The organism is Legionella drozanskii LLAP-1 (assembly GCF_001467585.1).
GTDB classification, from domain to species: Bacteria; Pseudomonadota; Gammaproteobacteria; order Legionellales; family Legionellaceae; genus Tatlockia; species Tatlockia drozanskii.
This window is the reverse complement of record NZ_LNXY01000020.1, coordinates 552,373-573,213: the sequence shown is the minus strand read 5'-3', so window position 1 is coordinate 573,213 and position 20,841 is coordinate 552,373. Positions and strand designations below refer to the sequence as shown.

The window sequence follows — 20,841 nt, the reverse complement described above, 5'->3', positions numbered from 1 at the left end:
ATGAATGAAAACGCTTTCCTCTATGCCAGCGATCGCCCCATTGATTTAATTTGCATGGGGCGAGTTGCAGTCGATCTTTATGCCGAGCAAATTGGCAGTGAATTATCCGAGGCCACCAGTTTTCGTAAATACTTAGGCGGCTGTGCGGGCAATATTGCAGTAGGTGCTGCGCGACTGGGCTTGCAAGCGGTGATGTTTTCTTGCGTGGGCAAGGATGAAATGGGCAGTTTCATCAAGAAAACGCTAGTCCAAGAAAAAGTGAAGGTCGATTTACTCTACGAAAGCGATCAGCATTTAACAGGTCTCGTTCTCCTAGGAATTAAACCGCCGAAAGATTTCCCACTGATGTTTTACCGAAATAATTGTGCCGATATGCAGTTAAAACCAGAGCAAGCTAATTCGGCAATCATCAAACAAGCAAAAACCATTCTCATTACGGGCACAGGTCTGTCAACAGAAGCCATGCTTGCCACAACCTTGCATGTTGTAGAGCTTGCTAAAAAATTAGAAACTAAGGTCATCTTTGATTTGGATTTTCGTCCTGTTTTATGGGGATTAACGACCATTGGCAACGGTGAAACGCGGTATTTACCGAGCACCCATGTGAGTGAAATTTACCAGCAAATTTTGCCTTATTGCGATCTCATTGTGGGGACTGAAGAAGAAATTTCTATTGCAAGCGGCGTTGAAGACCAAACCCAGGCGCTGAAGATTATTCATTCTCACAGCAAGGCCCCCGTTGTCGTCAAATTGGGTGAGCGAGGTTGCCAAGTGCATTTTCAAAATGAAGCCCGCCCTTTCCGGTCCAAGCCTTTTCCTGTTGATCTGCTCAATATTCTAGGTGCAGGGGATGGTTTTATGGCTGGTTTGCTGCGAGGATTATTGTCAGGAACAGATTGGGAAACCGCAACCCGTTATGCCAATGCCTGCGGCGCGTTAGTCGTCACCCGCCATGGCTGTTCTCCAGCAATTCCCTATTGGAATGAGTTGAGCTATTTTATGCAAGAGTACGAATACAATCCGCTGGTTTGGAAAACGGAATACCTTGCCCAACTTCACCAGCAAAATACTAGCGCTTCCAATCAAAGACTCATCAAAAATCATTTGGGTTTTCAAGATGGAATCAATGCAATTGTGAAGATGGATGATGCTCAGCCTAATTCTTTAATGAATTTCTATTCCCTCAAATTACGCCATGGAGAGCGTTATTCCTTTAACAAGCAATTTGAATTTGCAGCTCTTTTAATGACTGGGCGGGTTCTTTTTCATTATGAAGAAAAGACAGTTCGCGCTGAGCGTTGTGATTATTTTTCGCAAGCCCCCTACGTTTTACATTGTCCCAGCGGGATAGAGGCCAGTGTGGAGGCATTAACGGATTGTGAGGTTTTGTTGATTGAAACAAAAAATGAACGCTATTTCCTACCTCTGTTTTTTGATCAGCACAATAGCGTAGAACTGGATCATCGCGGCAAAGGCCTCCTCGAAAATACCTCTTATCGCATAGTACGTACCGTATTTGATCAACGAAATCGTCCCGAATCTAATCTGGTGGTGGGAGAAATAATTAGTTTGCAAGGCCATTGGTCTAGTTATCCTTCCCATTATCATGCACAACCTGAAATCTATCATTATCGCTTTTCAGAACCCCAAGGTTATGCCTTTGGCGAGAACGGACAGGAGGTATTGCGTATAGAACATAATGACACTTATCAAATCACCGAGGGGCAAACTCACGCTCATTGCACTGCACCCGGCTATGCGCTCTATACTTTGTGGTTTATTCGTCATACGAATAATCCTTATCGAACCCCAACCTTCGAGTCCCAGCATGAATGGACACGTGAATTGTCTGCCAATAAGCGTGTCTGGCAATTAAGAGAAAATTGTGAGGAGCAAGGAAAATGAAAAAAATGCGTTTGACAATGGCCCAAGCCTTATTACGTTTTTTAGCTAATCAATATGTTAGTCTAGACCAGGAAGAACAGCGTTTCGTGCAAGGTGTATTTGGTATCTTTGGTCACGGTAATGTGACGGGGATAGGCGAAGCCTTGGAGTATGATTCTCAGGACCTCATTTTTTATCAAGGCCATAACGAACAAGGCATGGCTCACGCAGCAACCGCTTTCGCTAAACAAAAAAATAGATTAGCTATCTTTGCCTGCACCTCATCCATCGGCCCCGGCGCGACCAACATGGTGACTGCTGCAGCAACGGCAACCACGAATCGTCTTCCCTTATTATTACTCCCAGGCGATATTTTTAGCTGCCGTCAACCCGACCCGGTATTACAGCAACTGGAAGTACCTCATGACTATACCATTTCAGTGAACGATTGCTTTAAGCCGGTCAGTAAATATTGGGATCGTATTTCCCGTCCCGAACAATTAATGACAGCCTGCATGAATGCCATGCGCGTATTGACTGATCCTGCAGAAACCGGCGCTGTCACTTTGTGTCTACCTCAGGATGTGCAAACTGAAGGTTATGATTATCCCAGCGAATTTTTTGCCAAGCGGGTATGGATTATTGAACGCGAAACTGTCAATGAACAGGCCCTTGAACGAGCCGTACTGCTGTTAAAAAAGGCAAAATCGCCTCTCATCATTGCTGGTGGTGGGGTTCACTACTCTCAAGCAACAACCACTTTAGCTGCCTTTGCAAAAAAGCATGGTATTCCCGTTTCCGAAACTCAAGCGGGGAAAAGCGCTCTAGCTGCAAATCATCCTTTGAACGTGGGTGGCATTGGGGTTACAGGCTCAGAAGCCTCCAATAAAATTGCCGCTCAGGCCGATGTAATTTTAGTCGTAGGCTCTCGTTTGCAAGACTTTACCACGTCATCAAAATGGGGTTTTAAACATGAAAATTGCCAACTGATTAACCTCAACATTAGTCGCTTCGATGCTATTAAAATGAATAGTCTTAGTCTAAAAGGCGATGCGAAATCAGGACTTGAACAATTATCAACAAAACTCGGGGACTATAAAACCTCGACCCATTATCAGCAGTTGATTAAAGAATATTCCCAGGCTTGGCATCATGAAGTGGATCGGGTGTATGCCCCCCCTGCCGCTGAGCAACAAGGTTTGCACCAAACCACCATTTTAGGAATTTTAAATCAAACGACTACAAAAGATGATGTGATTATAGGCGCCGCGGGTAGCTTACCTGGCGATTTACATCGCTTGTGGCGCTCAAAAGCCCCTAAAGATTATCATTTGGAATATGCCTATTCTTGTATGGGTTATGAAATTGCGGCAGCCTTAGGAGTCCGTTTAGCTAAAGATACCAGTCCTGGAGAAGTCTATGCTCTAGTCGGCGATGGAAGTTTCATTATGCTGCACTCTGAATTATTAACCAGTATCCAAGAACACAAGAAAATAACCCTCATTGTTTTTGATAATCACGGCTATCAATGCATTCGTAACTTACAAGAAGCAAATGGTAGTCAAGGCTTTGGTAATGAGTTTCGTTATCGCCATCAACCTAGCAACCAATTGCGAGGAGAGTATCTAGCGATTGATTTTTGTCAGTATGCAGCTTCTTTGGGGGCCAAAACCTTTTACGCAAAATCCTATGCCGATTTTTCTACTGCGCTGGTTGCTGCAAGAAAAGAAACTACTAGCTGTGTCATTGTTCTACCTGTTTTGCCTAAAACAATGTCGAATGGCTATGAAACTTGGTGGCGCGTTGATGTGGCAGCAATCTCTCAATCAAAAGAAGTGGAGCTTGCGCATCAAAAAATGCGGGCTCAACTTGAAACAGTGAAAGAGTATTGATAAAAAAAATTGAAGGATTAAGGATAGAAAAATGACTATTAAACTTGGCATCGCTCCCATTAATTGGTGCAATGATGACGATCCGCGCCTCGGCGAGCACATTAGTTTTGAGCAATGCATCAGAGAAATGGCAGAATCCGGCTATGTTGGCACTGAATTAGGAAACAAATACCCACGCAATGCACCCATTTTAAAACAATCTCTAGCCCAACAGGGACTTGAATTGGCAAGCTCTTGGTTCAGTACCTACTTCACCGAAACGAATAAATACGAAGAAACTTTATCGCGATTTTTGGATCAATTAAGCTTTATTCGCGCTTCGGGAGCAAGCTTTTTAAATGTTTGTGAATGTGGCCACGCTATTCAAGGCACTACCCTGCCCATCCTGGGCAACTCTAAACCTGTTTTTAGCAGTCAACAGTGGGATGATTTAATCCAAGGCCTTCATACCTTGGGAAGAATTGCCCACGATTTTCAGGTGAAACTGGTTTATCATTATCATGCAGGGACCGGTGTATTTAACGAATCAGAAATTGATTATCTAATGCAAAATACAAGTCCAGAACTTATCTCTTTGTTATTGGACACTGGGCATGCGGCATTAGCTGGAATTGATTCTCTCAATTTAATAAAAAAATATGGTCATCGTATTCGCTATGTCCATCTGAAAGATATTCGTCATTCCATATTCGAGACCGTTTTACCCCAACAAATTAATTTCATGGACGCCGTCCGTGCTGGCATTTTTACAGTACCTGGCGATGGCGATATTGATTTTATCTCAATCCTTAAAGGATTAGAGCAAATGAATTATCAAGGATGGATGATCGTGGAGGCAGAACAAGACCCCGCTAAAGCACCGCCTTTAGAATACGCTCGAAAAGCGCGTGAGTATTTAAGTAAAATGCTTTTTTAGGTAGATCTCACTCCGCGAAAGCGGAAGATCAGCGCGTTGGGCCTTAGAATGCCCAATCCACGCTGGTTGAAGCCGAGGCTACTAAGCCGTTTTCGAGTATAAAGCTACCGCATTCCCTTCTGTATCTAAAATAACAGCTCTGTGCCCATAAGGTCCTATTTGTTCTTTTTCCTTGAGTATTGTGCCACCTAGTTTTTTTGCTTCTTCAATGGCCTGATCCAATTTTGCTTCTACATTGAGATAAACAAGTGGACCATTTTTAGAGGGTTTCCTATCGCTCATGACAACCAAGCACCCGGAAACATTGTCTTGTGTATGAGGCAGTAATCCGAACACAAATCCGTGTTCAGAAATCTTTTGTACGGGCTCATCTAAAATGGCTGTGTAAAAATCGATTGCTCTATCCAATTCAACAACAGGAATATCTATCCAACAAAAAGTATTTTTGGCGTCCATCGCTTTCTCTTATAAGAGTGAAAAAAGCGATTCTAGCATAGAGAAATTTAAAATGCGCCTCGTACCTCCTGTAGAATAAATGCCTACTCTGCTGATATTTTTTGAATTATTTATAAGCACATAGCATTTTTTATTATTCACAAACAATCCCTAAAAGAAGAATTCATATATAATTCGAATTAACGTGATGTAAGCTAATGATTGGGAGAAAAATGGAAAAAACTGGGCCAGCTTCCACCGATAATAGAAACACTTCTGATGCGACAGAAAAAAAACCACTTGGTATTGATTTACCTAACAGCGAGGAAGAGCTTTTTCTTCTAAATAACTATCCATTGTTGGATATCAATACAGGAATTAACAATTGCGGTGATAAGTCTATGTTGCAGGAACTGCTCAATATGATGGTTAAGCAAGAATTGCCCCTAGAATTGCACAAAATACAACTTGCTCATGACAACCTTGATTGGGATAAGATTGAAAAGCTGGCACATAAATTAAAAAGTGGTGCCTTATATTGCGGTACCGTGAGGCTTAAATTTGCTTGTCAGTACTTAGAGCGTTATCGAAAAGCGGGCTATAGTCAATTACTCGATAAACTCTATCTGCAGTTAATTCGTGTTGCGAATGAAACTGAACAATCCATTAACAACTGGATCTTTAGCCATTAAATTTTTAATCGAGAAGATTTTGAGAACCTTATTCTACTGTGTTTTATAGTTTCATCCTCTTCTCTGTGCTCACACTCTTTATCTATGGCATTTTCTAGACTGTTAATTACTATACCACCCACATAATTTCCAGGATAGAGCAGCTCCTGATCCACGACATCCAGGCACCGGTAATCGATCAATGACTAATATTCCACCCGGTTTGAGTGCTTTATAAGCCTCTATAACCGATCCAATGGGATCGACAAGATGAACAAAAGTGAGTTTGTTTTCGGTGATTCGTTCGCCGGTGATTTTCTCTTGCCTTGCTAACATTTGATTAATGGGTTCGAATGCTTTGAATGCATCGTTAGTACCTTCTTTGAAACTAATATTGGTGTTGAGTTTAAGTAACTCGTAAGCTACTTGGGTAAGTTCTTGTACATCTGCTGCAGAGGAGTTCCTAAGCGCTAGAGAGATTAGAAGATTAGCCTTTTGCTTTAATTCATTATCAATATTTGCTTCATCTAAACCCGCCCTGCATTGCTTTTAAACAATTATTTAAAGGTGTAACAATGAAATCACGAGCAACTGCCTCGATGTTATTGTTATGCCATGCCTTTAATCCCGCATTTGCAGTTGGACTTTTTTTATTGAACATTATTTTAGGTATTCCTTAAGTCAGTTGGCCGTTCCATTGCTCCCTTAGGGCTAACTTCAAGAGTGCGCTTCTCGTGAAAACCATCGGCCTAAGGCTTTACGCCCTTCCTCTAGTATTAATATAGATGAAGCGACACTGATTGCTACCGCCCACTGGGCAGAGGTCAGGTCGGTCGTTCCAAAAATAAACTGTGCGGGTGCCCAGTGCACTGCCAGGATCTGGAGAACGACGACAGCGGTGAGTGACCACCACAGCATACTGTTTTTGAAGAACCCTTTGATGAAGGACGAGCCTTTCTCAACGCGAGCATTGAAAACGTTGAAAAGCTGGAACAGTACAAATGTCGTGAAAGCGAGAGTCAGTGCACACTGCTCATTGCCGCTGTTCATTGCGAAGTACAACACGGCGAGCGTACCCACCATCATCGTCAAACCGAACCCGATGACGCGGCTTAGGCGCGCCCATGGCAACACCGGATCCGATTGATGACGTGGCGCATCGTTCATGATCCCCGACCGCGCCGCATCTAGTGCCAGCGACACTGCAGGTGGGCCGTCCATGATCATCGCGACCCACAAAATCTGGATTGGATTGAAAGGCTCCGGTAGTCCGAAGATAGGCGCGAAAAATACCGTCATGATGGCGCCCACAGTGGTGGATAGCTGGAAACGGACGAACTTGATGATGTTGTCATAGAGCACTCGGCCCTGTTGGACCGCGCCGACAATTGTGGCGAAGTTGTCGTCCGTGAGTACCATACTTGCCGCTTCTTTTGCGACTGCTGTACCCGCGATGCCCATCGCCACGCCGATGTCTGCAGTTTTCAGTGCAGGAGCATCATTGACTCCATCACCGGTCATCGCCACTACATGTCCTTTGCTCTGTAGCGCCTGTACGATCTTCACTTTATGATCTGGAGACACTCGCGCAAACACCGCAATACCATCGATTACATCAGCAAGTTGTGTAGTGTCCAATCGATCGAGTTCTATGCCGGACATGACCTCACCGTGCAGACCGAGTTCATGAGCAATGGCCACACCCGTGTCTCTATGATCACCCGTGATCATTTTGACCGCGATGCCGGCCGCGTTGCACTGCGCAATAGCTTGCTTAGCCTCAGGTCGTGGAGGGTCCTGCAGACCGATTAGGCCCAAGAACGTAAGATCGCCAACCCAGGCCAATAGATTTTCTGATGCCGAAAACTCTTTGGCATCCAGTGTACGTGAAGCTATCAGCAAACACCGAAGTCCGCGCGATGCCATATTACGGTACTGCTCTTCGATTTCCTCCTTGCGGTTGCTGTCCAGCAGACCGTTGTAGTCTGCGCCAATAAAATGGCCACAACGAGCCAGAAGAACATCAGGTGCGCCCTTCACAAAAACTCGAATCCTTTCTCCCTCACGGTGAAACGTGGCCATGAACTTGTAGGCTGAATCAAAAGGAATCTCAGCAATGCGAGGGTACTCGGTCAGTGCGGCCTCGCGATGAAGCCCCGCCTTTGCTGCGAGCGTCAACAATGCAGCTTCGGTTGGATCTCCAATGGCCTGCCCATCCTCAACACGGCTCTCATTGCAAGCGACTAGGGGGATCAACAGCGGTCGCATGTCTGGCAGCGATGTATCATCTATTTCGGGACTCACCGTACCCGCATGGCCGTAGCCCTCACCAGTAACGTTGAATCGCCGGCCAATGTAGAATAATTCGCGCGCGGTCATCTGGTTGAGTGTGAGTGTGCCGGTCTTGTCGGAACAAATGACCGTCGTGCAACCCAGAGTCTCAACGCTCGTTAGCCGTTTGACGATCGCACGATGCCTCGCCATCTGATGCATGCCTAGAGCCAGACTTACTGTGACAACTACGGGTAATCCCTCCGGCATCGCAGCTACGGCCAGCGCAATGGCATCGATAATCGCATGCGTGAGAGGCACGCCACGAAATAATTGAAACACGAACAGAAGACTAATCAGCGTTAATGCTACCGTACCCAGGCGATTACCCAGCCGGTCTAATTGAACTTGTAGCGGGCTGGATCTATCGGGTGTCGATGCCAACTGTTGCGACAATCTTCCCATCTCAGTTCGCATCCCGGTGGCCGTAACCAGGAGTTCTGCCCTCCCGCGGGTGACCATTGTATTCATATAAACCATGTTCAGCCGGTCAGCCACAGGCAGGTCGTTTCTAGACAAGGCGCCCACCTGTTTGCTGACTGGCTGCGACTCACCAGTCAAAGTTGATTCATCTACATCGAGATTGGCTGCAACCACCAGTCTACCGTCTGCAGGGATTCGGTCACCGGCCTCCACCAACACCACATCACCAGGTACCACGGTTTCGGCATCGATAACGAGTTTCTTACCGCCACGTCGAACATGGGTCCGCAGAGGAAGCATCTTCCGTAGTGCAGCCAGACTCTGTTCTGCCTGGTACTCTTGATAGAAACCGACGAAGGCATTAATTACTACTATCGCAAGGATCACGCAGGCATCTTTGACGTTTCCAATCAGTACGGCCAATGCAGCGGCTCCGATCAGAATGAGGATTAGGATGCTCTTAAACTGGGTAAGAAAAAACAGCCATGGTGATCGCGGCGGGTGGGCTGCGAGTCGATTGATGCCCACTGAGCTCAATCTCGCTGCTGCCTCTTGCAAAGTAAGCCCGGTAGAGAGATTGACGTTCAGGCGCTGCTCAGTCGCACTAATTTCGAGGGCATGCCAAGATTCGGTTTGGCCTATGTTGGGATCTTTTCCGGGTTTACCGCTTAGAAATTGATTCATAGTGCTGCCCTTTTAGTAAGTCAGGTGCCTAATTTGGCCCTTCGTCTAGCAACGGAGTAAGTCATAATACGTATTCAAATGTAAAAATTTTCATTTTCAAAACGGTCTATGGCCCTTAATACCTAAGAGTTATAGCCATTTTTCATAGAAGTGGTTTTTAGATTAAAGATCAAGTTCCCTATACAAATCAAGTCGAACCAGTTGCAATGTATTTATATCTGGTTTTCTCTAGACAAGAATTAAATCAGGCTTAATTTGGCAGTCGCGATGGTCACTTCAGTTAATAGCAAGAGCATGGTCGAGTGTTTTTCTGCTAATTCATTATCATTTGCAAGAGTTACCAACACCTCAATAAAGAGGGTTTCTAAAACCTCTCTGTATTTTACCTTCTGTTCACGTTTGTTGTCTTTTTTAAATGGAGTGGTTCATCCATCGCATTTGCAGTCATAATCTCTATCACCTTATAAGCTACATATTTTTGCAGATCAAATGCACAGCATCAATTATTCGCATAATATACCACCGGCTAAAATGGTAATTTGCTGCCCGAAACTCCAATTTCCAAGTTAAAAGGTGATTTGTACGGGCGATCTTACAAAAGCAGATTGAGATCAAATTTAATTGTTTTTACGAAATTGCTCATAAATTCAGAACGCCCACTTTTGGGGGTTCTTCCACAACCCCCTAAACTGAAAAAATCTGTGTTCTGATTATAGTTGAGAAGATTACAAAAAACTTTAGGGACGTTGCCTACTTAATAGTTGCTCCTAAAAACCAGCGCTTTCGTAACAAAAATGCAACATTTACAAGTAATATGAGAACTGGTACTTCAACAAGTGGCCCAATGACCGTTGTAAAGGCAATGGCAGAATTAAGTCCAAAGGTGGCAATTGCAACAGCAATAGCCAATTCAAAATTATTACTGGCTGCGGTAAAGGATGCTGCCGTTGTCTTTTCATAGTTAGCGCCGATAAGCTTTCCCATCGCAAAACTGACAAAAAACATCACCACAAAATAAATGGCCAATGGAATGGCAATACGAATGACATCTAGTGGAAGTTGCAACACCATAGCGCCTTTTAAAGAAAACATCGCAAGAATCGTAAAAAGTAGGGCAATCAAGGTAATGGGAGAAATTTTTGGTAAAAATTTGGTTTCATACCAGGTTAATCCTTTTCGTTTTATTAATGCATAACGAGTCAGAAATCCTGCGAAAAAGGGTATGCCCAGATAAATAAAAACGCTTTCGGCAATCGTCATAAAATTGATGTGGACTATTTGCCCACTCATGCCAACCAGAGGTGGCAAGACTGTTAGAAAAAACCAGGCATAAACACTAAAGAAAAGCAGTTGAAAAATACTGTTAAATGCCACTAAGGCTGCAACATACTGATTATCACCTCCAGCCAGCTGATTCCAGACAATCACCATGGCAATACAGCGTGCTAGCCCAATAAGAATAAGACCAGTCATGTATTCGGGATACCCATGTAAAAACAAAACGGCGAGACCAAACATGAGAAATGGTCCAATAAGCCAGTTTTGAACCGATGACAACAAGAGAATTCGCCAGTCTTTGGATATCAGTGGTAATTCTTCATATTTTACCCTAGCTAATGGGGGGTACATCATTAAAATTAGACCAATTGCAATAGGGATATTCGTAGATCCAATAGATAGGGAGTTTAAAAATTGCGGTGCGCTGGTAAAGAGTGAGCCGATAACGACACCTGCTGCCATCGTCATGAAAATCCATAAGGTTAAATATCTATCTAAAAATGAAAGGCGACGAGTGCTGCAAGTAGTCATGACAACAACTCCTGTTCTATTCGTAGCTTAAGTTGATTAAATACCGACTCAAATGATACATTGGTAATCAGTAAGTTTTTCACAATATGTATCGTGAATCGCTCTGAGGTTAGTTACGTCATACACTTTAGCATCAACGATTATCCTACACCAAAAGATCTTTAAGAAGGTACCCGCATGAAAGTAAATACCATTACTAATGATCCTGTACTTCAGGCAATTATTGAAGAACTAACCTCCTTGTACCACTGTCATACTATTATATTATATGGTTCACGTGCACGTGGAGATTTTACAGCAAGCAGCGATTATGATGTCGCAGGGATTACAAAAACGGGGGAAAAAAAACGCTTTGCGCGTTTAGACGAAAAATATGGCGTGTATCATGACCTTTTTGTTTATCCGGAAAGTGCTTTTGATACGATTTCCGATGAACATTTATGCATGTCTGATGGTATCGTTATTATAGAGAATAAAAATTTTGGTACAGAACTTTTAAAAAAACTCTATGCCGCCATAAAACTGCCTGAATCCATCACTCCTGAGGAAATTACAGTACGTAAAGTCTGGTATCAAAAAATGTTGGCCAGAGCATCTACCAGAGATCTGGAAGGAAAGTACCGTCAAATATGGGCAATCTACACAATACTTGAAGATTATTTTGTCTTTAGAGAATTACGCTATCAGGGACCTAAAAAAGCATTTCAGTATCTGGAAATACACGATCCCGAAACCTTATCACTTTTTGATGAGACTATCTCCAACTTGGATGATATTGATATTCTTAAAAAATTGATTAAAAGAATAACTCAGTAAATCTCATTGCCAGTTGGGCTGGATATGCGGTGGTCATAGTCTTATTTAAGATGCTCTATTCTTACATTCAAAATATCTTAGTATATAAAACCGTAAATTTTGACACGAATGGGTCACTACCCCATGTTAGAAAAAATAATGAGCGAGCAATTTTTAACAAAAAGACTAATTAATTCCATTTTCATCAAATGGAACTAATCCTGTCCGAAAATCACTTAGACCTACACACAAATCCTAGTGGGGTGTAGAACTAGAACTGTTATCCGACAATTGCTCTTCATTATGATGTTCCTGATGAGATTCTTGCGAAGGAGAACCATTTTCAGGATTATGCAAAAAGGTTAAGCTATTTCTAGCTCGCTTCGAAGGCCTCCCCGTTTGAATCTCTTTGTTATCCTCACTTTTAGTGTCTACTTTCTCAGAAGTTCGTTTTTTACCTGATTTATCCCCAGAAAAAAACGGTACAGTTGCTGAATAAGAATAATTATTTTCATCCCTTTTTGGAGAAGAAGATAAAATAACATCAGGTTGAGAAGCAATAAAAAAGGATTGATGATTTGTTTTTTCCAAAGCCTCAGTAAGATGATTGAATAAGTCCATCATGTCCAACTCTGTGCTTAGGGGATGGCTAAGTAACGATAGGGTCAATTTATTTAATTCTGTAGCCTGTGATAGAAAATAGGCTGCGATATAGTCTCTCAATAGTATAAGTAACTCTTTGTGTATTTGATAATGTTCAGTGTCTAAATATTGTTTGCAAAATTTTTCCGTTGTTTCCACATAATTAACATCATTAATTAACTGATTAGCTATTTCTATCCAAGTGCTTGTCCAATTAAGATCTTCATGGAACTGACTTAAGTTGACTGTCTTTTCAGGAGCCACAGATGTTTGGCCTTTACAAGAAACAAGTAATTTTACAGCGAGATTTTTACTGTTATCAGTAGGTATAGTTTTCTTCAGATGATAACTGCTCTTCTCTCCGTCTGCCATAATAAAATCAGGGTGTAACAAAGCGTTAAGCCCATCAGTCAAAATTCGATCCATGGTTGAACGTCTTGATATTAATGCTGATTCTGGACTACTAACATTAGTATTCATCTCCGAAAGAAAATCAAGTATTTTTTTATCCTCTTTATTTTGTGGATTGAAACCAATTAATTCAAGAAAGTCTTGAAATTTACGATATTCCTCATTTAATAACCCCTGCTCATTTGCTGCTTGTAATTGATCATTAATGCCTTTCAGTATGTTATCTTTTTCAAAATTGGCTATAACATTTGCTTTTGCATTAGCAAAAGCCAGAGTTAGATCATTAGGGAATTTCTCGATCATTTCTTGTAGAATTTTTTCAAATAATTCAAGAACTGAATTGGCATATACGCCACCGATTTGTCTTAAAGTAGTTTCGTGTCCTGAATACATTAGTGATCCTCTGCGTTAAAAAAATGTGGATCATTAAACACTATTGAAGTTCCAATATCAATCTTCTAGATCATTATAAATACACATTGTAAGCTTATGAGAGAACGTAACGACCAACCGACTCAAGGCTAGTGGAATACTATGGAAAATACTCTGGTAATCCTCTCGAAAAATAACTGAATCCAAAAGTAGAATTTTCTTGTAATCTAAGCAGAGGAGATTCTATGAAAAACGAGTAAGGAGCGCCGCATTGATGAAATGCTCCTGACTTTAGAGGATGCCGACACGTTAATCGTTACCGAACTAAGCCGTTTAGCCAGAAGCACCGCTGAGGTTATTGGTCTGGTTAATGAATTAATAAAAAATAGGTGCGCGTGATCGCCATTAAACAAAATTTGGATATTAAACAGTACGACAGGCCCTCTAAGGTTATGATCTTACGGCATGTTAGTAAATTTTATAAAACATGAAGACTCTTTTAACATTTTACATTATCTCTGCTTTGGGGAGTTTATGAATAAAGCCATATTTATAGGTATAATATTAACAGTTACCAATTGCTTTGCTCATACGATTATCGTTAAGCCATTAGCGTTAAAAAAAGGAGATACCGTAGCAATTGTAGCTCCATCTTTTAAATTTGAGAAAGAACAATTATATGAAGCAATAGAACGCTTGCAATCATTTGGTCTCAACCCTATATATGATGACACGATATTTCATCAATATGGATATTTTGCTGGCACAGAAGAAGAGCGAGCCACATCTATCAATAAAGCAATAAGAAATGATAAGGTGAAGGCAATTTTTTCTTTAAAAGGGGGATATGGAAATGCAACCTTACTAGATAAAATTGACTATAAATACTTAATGCATCATCCCAAAATAATTATAGGTCGTAGCGATTTGACGGCTTTGCTTATTGCCATTTACACTAAATCAAACTTGGTTTCTTTCTATGGACCATCGGCCTCCTCGAAGCAATCTAAACTGAGCTTAGAGTATGAAAAAAATGTTTTATTTCAAGAACAAATAGAAACCATATTAAGCAATCAGATGTTTAATCCAGAGGACAAAAATGACAAATCCTCTGAATATTCTGCTTATACAATTACAAGCGGTACAGTAAGGGGACAGTTCATTGGTGGGAATCTATCTGTATTGGTTTCTTTACTAGGCACACCCTATTTTCCAAAAGATTGGCAAGGAAAAATATTGTTTTTAGAGGATGTAAATGAAGATATCTATAAAGTTGATAGAATGCTTGGACAATTAAAAAATGCAGGTGTGTTAAATCAGATATCAGGATTTGTATTTGGAACCTGTCAAAAATGTAAATCAGACGCCCGTGGAGGTTTTTCTTTAAATGAAGTAATTGAACGCTATATCAAACCTCTTCATATTCCGGCATTTAGTGGGGCAATGATAGGTCATCAGGAAGACATTTATACTGTTCCAATCGGGTCTATGGTTGAAGTTAATGCCCAAAAAAAGCAAATAAAATTTATAGAATCACCGACCATAAATGACATATAGAATCAATTAGGGAAAGAGAGTGGAATATGAATTTTATAACAACAAAGAATACCGTATTTTACATGAGGTTATTGATAGCTAATAAAAAAATCGATTTTTTGGCTACAGCCTAGACTAGCAAAGGGTTGCAGGAGTGTGCTGGGAAATTCCGTACCTTCCCGCAAAGAACCCCGAATAGATACTCTAGGCCCTTAAGTCGTAACAATGATTAACAAATAATTCCATTTTTCTTCTTTTAACTCCAATAAAATGCTCTTTCTTGATGTTCTATTTATTCAAAAAATCGAGTAACTGACTAATGTTTAATTATAAAAAGCCCTTTGATACGCAATCAAGTAAGCCTTCTGATGAAAATGGCTCGACTTGCTCGGGTAACCTTTTTGGGAAGATTAGGACTTAATAAAGCAAAGTCAGTTATGGCTGTCGAAGATGAAATTATTGCTTCTAAAAATTCGCTTACCGGCAATTAAAAAATAAAGGTAGCTGGATGGAGCGAGAGCGCCATCAGAGAAAGATAAGAACGTTGATCTTAGAGTAGCTTGGTTATCTGAAACCAAGCTACAGAATCTCTGAAACATTACTACAATATCGGCCCTTGGGGAGTAATGGAACAGCCAAGTCAATAAAGGGGTTCTTTGCAGGAATACAACCCTTTGCTAGTCTAGGCTGTAGCCAATAAATCGATTTTTATTTGATATTAAATTCTTTGTAACATAATGAAAATTATAGAAATATTTTTTTGCAGAATTCATATCATTCTTTCTTATTAAACGCTTCATATTGGGGCTTAATAGTAGCTTTTTTTCAAAAAGAATATTCCTCGCTGTCGGTTAGTCGCTTTTCCTCAATGCTTGAACTCTCAGGTATTGATGAAGAAAATAAACTGTGACTACGTGGTGCAAGGAGTATCGATTGATCCCATTTACTGGACAATGAGCTCGTTGGCAGCTTACTTGATAAAGGACTTTTCATTTCAGAAAAGGTCAGGTTTGATGAATTCGCTTGTGACCTATTTTGAGAATCATGCTCCCCTAGTGTTTCTGATAAGCCTTCTTGCTCTTCGAAATTGCCTGTATTGGTTTCTAAGTCGTTTTTTTCTGGATAATCTTCAGCATTAAAAAATTCAATACTATTATCGGAAGTCAGAGATTTTAGCTCACTTGAATCCGTTGGTGCTCTCATTTGAAAATCTAACTCTTCTAGTATATTTAATAATTCTGTTTCCTCTTCAAAGTTATTGACTGCATTAATTTCTAAGTCGTTTTTTCCTTGATAATCTTTTGTAGTAAAAAATCCAACACTATTATCGGAGCTCATAGAAGATAAACTTTGCGAGTGTACAAACCTACTCTGCAACTCTTCTTGCGCTGCAAAACAAGGCTTGCAATCAATAAGTGGGATAGATGATTCAAGAGATTTTTCTTGTTCTGATCGTGGAGACACACTAACCAAGGACCACTTAGCTCCTTTTTTTCCTCGTTTATGTTTAGGCTTTTGATCTAGACTGACTGGGTTATTAACTTCCTGGTTAGCTTTAACACGATCATAGGTTTCTTGATATCCCAATTGGTAAGGTGGGGATTTGAGACAGAAGCCCTTTGTTTTTTTGAATTCATGTTTAGCAGCCATTCTTCCTGCCGCTGCACCAGAAAGATATTCTTCTCTATCTTCTGCATTAGGAAATCTTTCGAAGAGTGACTGTTTTTGGAGACGGTTCTTTTGTTCATGTTTTCTTTTCATCATAATCATTCCTGGAGAATTAGAAAAATAGCTTGCTCAATGCTCAATATAATGAATAAAGATTAATCTGAATATAACCTGGCGACTAAGGCCTATCCAGTCACCCAATCAGTCAATAGTGCCAAATATAAAGAAAAAGATTCTATTAAACCGAAAGTCTAATCTAGCCTTGCGCTTCGATATAAGGATTAGGATAGCCTTCAAGGCTTGCTACCGCCCTTCCCCACTCTCTCTTCCAGGTTGTCGGTAGAAATTGTTGATTCCAGGCTTGGAATAATTGACGTTGCGATGAACTTAAGAACGAATTTGATAGCGGTCAGCCACCATGCGATTGGCAATAAAACATGGTCGGTACTTCTTGGCTTTCCTATTACCACCAAAGAAAATCTTCGCGAAATACTTAAAGATTCTAATGCAGAAACCTTTCTCAATCTGTATCAGAGGCTGCTCGCATTTCTCCGAACAGCTACCACTCAGGCAAACCATTCGGCCAACGTAGCCAATTAGTTGTAGGATATGGATAAACCGCATCAACTGCATGCAAAGTATAAGCATGACGAGAGTGATTAGAACAATTCGCATTGCTTTTATGCGGCAACCTACCATGCAAAACGATCATCGACCCTTGTTTAACCTCAAGCGGAATGCATTGCTCCTCTTGCCAATTGAGTTGCTGATACTCTTCAAAAAAAATACGATCCGCTTCACGAATCATCCGCTTCTCTAAAGGCGTGGAATTTGGACTAGGAATCACTTGCAGACAACCATTATCGACCGTCGCATCTTCTAGCGCAAACCAAAACCCAAGCACCTCATCATTTTGAGCGTGTAGATAAGTACTATCTTGATGGCAATTGACTTCTGCACCAATGTTAGGTTGTTTAAAAATATACATTGACTGCAGTAAACTTGGTTTTTGAAAACCGAGTTGTTGGCATATTATTTTAATTCGCGCATCTCTTGAATACTGCCTAAATATCGGATCAAGTTCATGCAAGGCGTGCCCTATTTTATTCAGTGATTTTTCAAGAGGCCGAGTCATCTTCCCCTGATCATCAAAGGCATTCGGCTCAAAAAAAAAGTGAATTTTATCGCCGGAATTTAGAAAATAAGCATTCTGCGCATGCTCATTGGATTTCGTTGAAAAAATGGTGATGGGAATGTCTTGTTGATGATTTTTAATAATGAAATCAATGCGGCTCATCAAGGTTTCGCAAACCGATGGGCTAAAAAATTCATTGATAACGAGGTAGCCGTTGGTAAGAAAAAAATCAAGTTCAAAGGCTGATAATTCCATTCCAATAGCATCCCGAAAAATGAATTATCATAACAAGCTAATTTCTGTACAGCAAACCCCAGTTTGCGAATCCCTGCGGCTTGATCAAGTTGTTGCTCCTGGTGTTGCTCCAATTAGTAGCTCGATCCGTTCGGGCTGAGCGGTTCAGTAAAACACTGGATTTGGCTCGAATTATTATTCAAAAAAAAGTGACGATACCTCAGATCTAGACCCAACTTAGCCCCAAAAGTCATCCCTCACGGACATCACAGCCAATTGCTGAGAACGATAATCATAGGTCGCCGGCTGCAATAAATTTTGGTGCAACAAATAATGATAATACTTATAAGGCTGTTTAAGTTTAATAAATTGATCTTGGCTAAGAATTTGTTCACTGTACAATTTCTGCAATAAACTCAGCGTGTTGGTATAACGGAGAAAGCTCTGTTTGGGGTTAGCGAGCACCAAAAACTGTACTAGAAACTCCAAATCCAAAAGACCTCCAGGTGCATATTTCACTTGCTCTGCATCTCTATGCTGAGTGATCCTTGCCCTCATTGCTAACACTTCGTCGCGAAGAGTCGCTTTATCTCTCGGCAAAAATAAGACATCCGACTTCAATTGTTTAAAGCGCTGATTAATGCGTTTATTCACTGAGATCAGCCTCGCACGCAGTAAGGCTTGATGTTCCCAAGTCCAAGCTTGAGCACGCTGATATTCAGTAAATGCATCAATATGACTCACTAACAAACCCGCCGCACCGGAAGGCCGCAAGCGGGTATCCACGGAATATAAAATCCCAGCTTGTGAGCGAGTAGTTAACATGTGGAGAATTTTTTGCGTCAATCGTGTGATCAATCCCTCTTCTTCCTGAAGTGCCGCATGAACAAAAACCAGATCAAGATCGGAATTATAGTTCATTTCTCTACTACCTAACTTGCCGTAAGCAATGATCGCAAAATGTGATTTAATTTGCATAATCTGGGGATAGCGATTCGCCAATTGCTGGCAAGCCAGGTCTAAAACTTCTCCCACAATCACTTCAGCAACGTCGGCTAAAAAACGACCTATGCGCACCGCATCATATTGACCATGCATCTCGGCTCGAGCAACCGAGAGCCAATTGTTCAATTTAAATTGGCGCAAAGTTTCATTTTGCATTTCACTCTCGTCGCAATGAGCCAGTTGAGTTCTTAAAGTTTGTTCAAGTTGCTGACGCGAAGGAAGCCGCCAATTTTCTTCCTGATCCAACAAAATTTCTAACAAAAATGGCTGAGTCACCAATAAAGAAGTAATAAAAGGACTATGCACAAACCAATGCAATAACTCCTTTAGTACTTGAGGATTCTCAGTAAGCAAGGCTAAATAGGCGCTGCGCCCAACTATATTTTCTAATAAATGCAAGACTTGGGATAAGACTGTATCTGTTTCCGCCACTTGAGTTAATTCACTTAGCAAAAGCACCATAAAGCGATCAAGCCTCATACGCGCTGCCTGCGACAATCGCCTGCACCGCGGCGCATGACGAAAAGTATGAAGCATTTGGTAGCAACGTTCAGCATGATGAAACCCCAGACTCGCCAACAAATTAATTGCCATGGTAGTTTCAACATGCCCCTGCCATAAGCTAGATAATTGGTTTGCGATAAGACGATTTTCATCTTCGTAGAAATCCACTTTTCGTAAAACAGAGCGAAAAAGGACGCTCACGATACGCTGATATTGCTGTAATCTCGCCAATAATTTATCCCAATTGTCATAGCTCATGGCCAATGCAATCTGCGCTTGTTTCACTTCTTCTTTGGGCAAAGAATGGGTCTGCTGATCACTTTGGCTTTGCAGAGCATTTTCTAGTTTTCTCAAAAAGAGATAGGCTTGTTTCAAAGCAGAAGTCCGTCTTAACAATCGCCCTTCTTTCATTGCATCCAGAGCGACCATTGCATTTTGTTGTCTTAAATGAGGTAATCGGCCCCCCCGAATCAATTGGATATTTTGAATAATAAATTCGATTTCGCGAATGCCACCAAGCCCTCGTTTGATATCATCGAGCATTGGATTGAGTTGCACTTCACGCTCAATCATGGCTTTCATGCTACGCAAGGATTCAATCACACTGAAATCAACATATCGCCTGTAGACAAAAGGTCTAATCAATCGGTGAAACCAATGGGTTTGAGCCGAGACATTTTCACCAATCAGGCGCGCTTTGACCATCGCATAGCGCTCCCAATCGCGACCCTGTTCTTGATAATAAGTTTCCATGGTCGCTAAAGTGCATACTAAAGCACCACTATCTCCGTTAGGACGCAACCGTAAATCAACGCGGAAAACAAAACCCTCCTCAGTGACCTGTTGCAAGAGTTGTATGAACGTCTGCGCCACCTTGCTGTAATATTCTTGGTTACTTATTGATTCTTGGCCATTGGTATAACCCGCAGCAGAAAAAGCAAAAATTAAATCGATATCAGAGGAAAAATTAAGTTCTTTTCCCCCCAGTTTTCCCATCGCAAGCGTATAAAGTTTGGCTGGCTTCCCCGTCTCATCACAGGGCTGCCCATAACGGTTCATCAATTCTCGCTGACAAAACTCAAGTGCGCTTAAAATAATCTCATCCGCACAAGCTGACCAAGCAGTCATTGTTTCTTCAGTATCCGCAAATCCACCCAATTCGCGAAGCATTAAACGCAAAAAATGGCGGTGGCGAAAACGCCGAAGATCGCGACTGAAATGTGTGGAAGCATTAGAAAGTTGCTTCAGCAACTTACCGTAATCCCAATAATTTAAAGGAGACAAACAATCATCTTCAGCCAATAATTGTTTTAGGATCTCTATATGACGACACGCATAGTCACTGACCAATAGTAAAACTTGTAGAGACATCGCCAAAGGATGCTCTAATTCGGCAAATTGTTTCTGGTAAATAGCTATCCTCGATTGTAAAAGGATTGGAACCTCAAGCTGCTGTTGCATGGGATATTCAAATAAAAGGCGATTGATTTAGCC

Annotated in this window: 16 protein-coding genes; 8 read left to right on the top strand and 8 right to left on the bottom strand. The window is 41.4% G+C overall.

Annotation, left to right across the window (positions count from 1 at the left end):
• From iolC to iolE, 3 genes are read left to right on the top strand one after another with little or no spacing between them, the layout of a single operon-like run.
• Nucleotides 1-1,905, top strand: a complete 1,905-nt coding sequence (iolC, locus tag Ldro_RS06845; protein ID WP_058495655.1) for a 5-dehydro-2-deoxygluconokinase — start codon at nucleotides 1-3, stop codon at nucleotides 1,903-1,905.
• On the top strand, nucleotides 1,902-3,776 hold the full coding sequence (gene iolD, locus Ldro_RS06840) for a 3D-(3,5/4)-trihydroxycyclohexane-1,2-dione acylhydrolase (decyclizing) (RefSeq protein WP_058495654.1): 1,875 nt from the start codon (nucleotides 1,902-1,904) through the stop codon (nucleotides 3,774-3,776). The genes iolC and iolD overlap by 4 nt, the downstream gene beginning before the upstream one ends.
• 31 nt (nucleotides 3,777-3,807) lie before the next feature.
• Nucleotides 3,808-4,692 carry a myo-inosose-2 dehydratase gene (gene iolE / locus Ldro_RS06835; RefSeq protein ID WP_058495653.1) on the top strand — a complete coding sequence of 295 codons (885 nt, stop codon included), beginning with the start codon at nucleotides 3,808-3,810 and terminating at the stop codon, nucleotides 4,690-4,692.
• A gap of 81 nt (nucleotides 4,693-4,773) precedes the next feature.
• Here the strand turns inward: iolE and Ldro_RS06830 are convergent, their stop codons facing one another.
• Nucleotides 4,774-5,148, bottom strand: coding sequence for a VOC family protein (locus Ldro_RS06830; protein ID WP_058495652.1), 375 nt, complete (start codon nucleotides 5,146-5,148; stop codon nucleotides 4,774-4,776).
• 212 nt (nucleotides 5,149-5,360) lie between these two features.
• Here Ldro_RS06830 and Ldro_RS06825 point away from each other — a divergent pair, with 212 nt between their 5' ends.
• Nucleotides 5,361-5,819 (top strand): Hpt domain-containing protein, encoded by a 459-nt coding sequence (locus tag Ldro_RS06825; protein ID WP_058495651.1) that lies wholly within the window; start codon nucleotides 5,361-5,363, stop codon nucleotides 5,817-5,819.
• A gap of 102 nt (nucleotides 5,820-5,921) precedes the next feature.
• Here Ldro_RS06825 and Ldro_RS06820 read toward each other — a convergent pair whose 3' ends face one another.
• The 3 genes from Ldro_RS06820 to arsB form a co-directional block, all read right to left on the bottom strand.
• Nucleotides 5,922-6,134 (bottom strand): class I SAM-dependent methyltransferase, encoded by a 213-nt coding sequence (locus Ldro_RS06820; RefSeq protein ID WP_058495650.1) that lies wholly within the window; start codon nucleotides 6,132-6,134, stop codon nucleotides 5,922-5,924.
• A gap of 381 nt (nucleotides 6,135-6,515) precedes the next feature.
• Nucleotides 6,516-9,236: a cation-translocating P-type ATPase gene (locus Ldro_RS06815; protein WP_058495649.1), complete on the bottom strand. Its 2,721-nt coding sequence runs from the start codon at nucleotides 9,234-9,236 to the stop codon at nucleotides 6,516-6,518.
• Between the two features lie 750 nt (nucleotides 9,237-9,986).
• Entirely contained in the window at nucleotides 9,987-11,045 is a 1,059-nt protein-coding gene (arsB, locus tag Ldro_RS06810) for an ACR3 family arsenite efflux transporter (RefSeq protein ID WP_058495648.1), read from the bottom strand.
• Nucleotides 11,046-11,222: 177 nt separating this feature from the next.
• On the opposite strand from arsB, the gene Ldro_RS06805 reads away from it, so the two are divergent.
• Nucleotides 11,223-11,861: a nucleotidyltransferase domain-containing protein gene (locus tag Ldro_RS06805; RefSeq protein ID WP_058495647.1), complete on the top strand. Its 639-nt coding sequence runs from the start codon at nucleotides 11,223-11,225 to the stop codon at nucleotides 11,859-11,861.
• A 234-nt stretch (nucleotides 11,862-12,095) separates the two neighbouring features.
• On the opposite strand, the gene Ldro_RS06800 is transcribed toward Ldro_RS06805, so the two are convergent.
• Complete coding sequence (locus tag Ldro_RS06800; RefSeq protein WP_058495646.1) at nucleotides 12,096-13,286, bottom strand: hypothetical protein; 1,191 nt, start codon at nucleotides 13,284-13,286, stop codon at nucleotides 12,096-12,098.
• Nucleotides 13,287-13,544: 258 nt separating this feature from the next.
• Here Ldro_RS06800 and Ldro_RS16775 point away from each other — a divergent pair, with 258 nt between their 5' ends.
• The 3 genes from Ldro_RS16775 (at nucleotide 13,545) to Ldro_RS16890 (ending at nucleotide 15,292) form a co-directional block, all read left to right on the top strand.
• The gene (locus Ldro_RS16775; RefSeq protein ID WP_238583984.1) at nucleotides 13,545-13,664 is read left to right on the top strand and encodes a recombinase family protein; all 120 of its coding nucleotides are present in this window, start codon (nucleotides 13,545-13,547) and stop codon (nucleotides 13,662-13,664) included.
• 135 nt (nucleotides 13,665-13,799) lie between these two features.
• Nucleotides 13,800-14,822 carry a S66 peptidase family protein gene (locus tag Ldro_RS06795; RefSeq protein WP_162263971.1) on the top strand — a complete coding sequence of 341 codons (1,023 nt, stop codon included), beginning with the start codon at nucleotides 13,800-13,802 and terminating at the stop codon, nucleotides 14,820-14,822.
• 347 nt (nucleotides 14,823-15,169) lie between these two features.
• On the top strand, nucleotides 15,170-15,292 hold the full coding sequence (locus Ldro_RS16890; protein WP_274519112.1) for a hypothetical protein: 123 nt from the start codon (nucleotides 15,170-15,172) through the stop codon (nucleotides 15,290-15,292).
• Nucleotides 15,293-15,626: 334 nt separating this feature from the next.
• Here the strand turns inward: Ldro_RS16890 and Ldro_RS06790 are convergent, their stop codons facing one another.
• The 3 genes from Ldro_RS06790 to glnE form a co-directional block, all read right to left on the bottom strand.
• Entirely contained in the window at nucleotides 15,627-16,565 is a 939-nt protein-coding gene (locus tag Ldro_RS06790) for a hypothetical protein (protein ID WP_058495644.1), read from the bottom strand.
• A 463-nt stretch (nucleotides 16,566-17,028) separates the two neighbouring features.
• Nucleotides 17,029-17,859 (bottom strand): phytanoyl-CoA dioxygenase family protein, encoded by an 831-nt coding sequence (locus Ldro_RS06785; RefSeq protein ID WP_058495643.1) that lies wholly within the window; start codon nucleotides 17,857-17,859, stop codon nucleotides 17,029-17,031.
• A 216-nt stretch (nucleotides 17,860-18,075) separates the two neighbouring features.
• The gene (gene glnE, locus Ldro_RS06780) at nucleotides 18,076-20,808 is read right to left on the bottom strand and encodes a bifunctional [glutamate--ammonia ligase]-adenylyl-L-tyrosine phosphorylase/[glutamate--ammonia-ligase] adenylyltransferase (RefSeq protein WP_058495642.1); all 2,733 of its coding nucleotides are present in this window, start codon (nucleotides 20,806-20,808) and stop codon (nucleotides 18,076-18,078) included.
• Nucleotides 20,809-20,841: the final 33 nt, after the last annotated feature.

Excerpts from the sequence above, each read along its gene's own strand:
- Ldro_RS06825 (WP_058495651.1), top strand. The coding sequence starts at position 5,361 with ATGGAAAAAACTGGGCCAGCTTCCACCGATAATAGAAACACTTCTGAT.
- Ldro_RS06830 (WP_058495652.1), bottom strand. The coding sequence starts at position 5,148 with ATGGACGCCAAAAATACTTTTTGTTGGATAGATATTCCTGTTGTTGAA.
- Ldro_RS06785 (WP_058495643.1), bottom strand. The coding sequence starts at position 17,859 with ATGGAATTATCAGCCTTTGAACTTGATTTTTTTCTTACCAACGGCTAC.
- Ldro_RS06800 (WP_058495646.1), bottom strand. The coding sequence starts at position 13,286 with ATGTATTCAGGACACGAAACTACTTTAAGACAAATCGGTGGCGTATAT.
- Ldro_RS16775 (WP_238583984.1), top strand. The coding sequence starts at position 13,545 with ATGCTCCTGACTTTAGAGGATGCCGACACGTTAATCGTTACCGAACTA.
- iolE (WP_058495653.1), top strand. The coding sequence starts at position 3,808 with ATGACTATTAAACTTGGCATCGCTCCCATTAATTGGTGCAATGATGAC.
- Ldro_RS06795 (WP_162263971.1), top strand. The coding sequence starts at position 13,800 with ATGAATAAAGCCATATTTATAGGTATAATATTAACAGTTACCAATTGC.
- arsB (WP_058495648.1), bottom strand. The coding sequence starts at position 11,045 with ATGACTACTTGCAGCACTCGTCGCCTTTCATTTTTAGATAGATATTTA.
- Ldro_RS06820 (WP_058495650.1), bottom strand. The coding sequence starts at position 6,134 with ATGTTAGCAAGGCAAGAGAAAATCACCGGCGAACGAATCACCGAAAAC.
- glnE (WP_058495642.1), bottom strand. The coding sequence starts at position 20,808 with ATGCAACAGCAGCTTGAGGTTCCAATCCTTTTACAATCGAGGATAGCT.
- Ldro_RS06805 (WP_058495647.1), top strand. The coding sequence starts at position 11,223 with ATGAAAGTAAATACCATTACTAATGATCCTGTACTTCAGGCAATTATT.
- Ldro_RS06815 (WP_058495649.1), bottom strand. The coding sequence starts at position 9,236 with ATGAATCAATTTCTAAGCGGTAAACCCGGAAAAGATCCCAACATAGGC.
- Ldro_RS06790 (WP_058495644.1), bottom strand. The coding sequence starts at position 16,565 with ATGATGAAAAGAAAACATGAACAAAAGAACCGTCTCCAAAAACAGTCA.
- iolC (WP_058495655.1), top strand. The coding sequence starts at position 1 with ATGAATGAAAACGCTTTCCTCTATGCCAGCGATCGCCCCATTGATTTA.
- iolD (WP_058495654.1), top strand. The coding sequence starts at position 1,902 with ATGAAAAAAATGCGTTTGACAATGGCCCAAGCCTTATTACGTTTTTTA.
- Ldro_RS16890 (WP_274519112.1), top strand. The coding sequence starts at position 15,170 with ATGAAAATGGCTCGACTTGCTCGGGTAACCTTTTTGGGAAGATTAGGA.